The organism is Natronomonas sp. CBA1123, assembly GCF_009741925.1.
In the GTDB taxonomy this organism is placed as follows: Archaea; Halobacteriota; Halobacteria; order Halobacteriales; family Haloarculaceae; genus Natronomonas.
In genome coordinates this window covers 1-1,195 of sequence record NZ_WPCC01000089.1, presented here as the reverse complement: position 1 = coordinate 1,195, position 1,195 = coordinate 1, and the positions used below count along the sequence as shown (strand labels likewise).

2 protein-coding genes are annotated in these 1,195 nt (G+C 67.9%); one reads left to right on the top strand and one right to left on the bottom strand.

Annotation, left to right across the window (positions count from 1 at the left end; translation table 11 throughout):
- On the top strand, positions 1 to 493 hold a 493-nt coding region (locus GJ631_RS18350), incomplete at its 5' end, for a hypothetical protein (RefSeq protein ID WP_156710533.1).
- Positions 494 to 502: 9 nt separating this feature from the next.
- Here GJ631_RS18350 and GJ631_RS18345 read toward each other — a convergent pair.
- A partial coding sequence (locus GJ631_RS18345; RefSeq protein WP_156710532.1) for a LarC family nickel insertion protein occupies positions 503 to 1,195 on the bottom strand: 693 nt, incomplete at its 5' end.

The following is a 1,195-nucleotide window of genomic DNA, read 5'->3' as shown; positions in this document are numbered from 1 at the left end:
CGGCGGCCGAACCGTCGTCGGCATCGACCCCGGTGACCGCCCCGGAATCGCCGTCCTCTCGGGTGAAACCGTCGTCGCCGCGTTTCAGATGCCGGCCGACGAGGCCGCGGCGGTCGTCGCCGACGAAGTCGCCGATGCCCCCGACCCGCTGGTCCGAATCGGTGACGGTGCGCGATTGCAGGGGACGAAAATAATCGAGGCCCTCGATGGCGTGCCGGTCGAACTCGTCGACGAGACGGGGACGACGCCGTATCTCGGCACCGGCGCACGCGGTATGGGTGACGTGCTGGCCGCGGTCAACATCGCCCGACTCGACGGCGAGCGAATCGAGAGTCGGGACATCGAACCGACGGCGGGGGAGATTCAACTCATCAAGAACCGCTCGCGGCGACGGAGCGACGACGGCCGCACCATCGACGAGGAACTCGCCAGACGGGTCGCTGTCGGCGAGTTGACGATGGAGGAAGCCCTGCAGCGACACCGCAAGCGTTGAGGCCTGACTTTACCGCTTGTCGTACTCCTGCCGATATACGGTCTCGGCACGGCGAACGACCTCTCGAATCGCGAGGTCAGTGGCGTCGGCGACGGCTGCGGCGTCGTCGTACTCGGCGCTCACGTCGTACACCTCGCCCGCGTCGTCGGCCGCAATTTTCACCGACACGCCGAACGTCTCGCCGCCGATATCGAGTTCGACCGTCTCGAAGGACCGCTCGGCTATCCAGCGGTGTCCCGCCGCCGTCTCGCGGACGCCGAGCGTTCCCGTCTCCTCGGCGAGGCGTCTCGCGACCGACGCCACGTCCTCGGGCTTGACGATGACTTTCACGAGGTGGCCGGGACGGGACTTCTTCATCGTCGCCGGAACGATTGTCACGTCCCGTGCGCCGGCGTCCGTTAGCGTTTCCTGGAGCCCACCAAGCGTCTCGGGACTCGCGTCGTCGAGGTTCGTCTCCAGCACGCGGATGTCGTCGCGTTTCAGCCCGCCGCTGGCGTTGCCGACCATCGCTCGGAGGACGTTCGGGTGGTCCTCGAAGGACTTGCTACCGGCGCCGTAGCCGCCGCTGTCGATGTCCATCGGCGGCAGCGAGTCGACGCCCTCGGCGAAGTGTGCGAGAATCGCCGCCCCCGTGGGGGTGAGGAGTTCCTCGTCGAGGGGTCCGCCCCGTAGTTCCCACGACGCCGCCTCGGCGATGTAGGC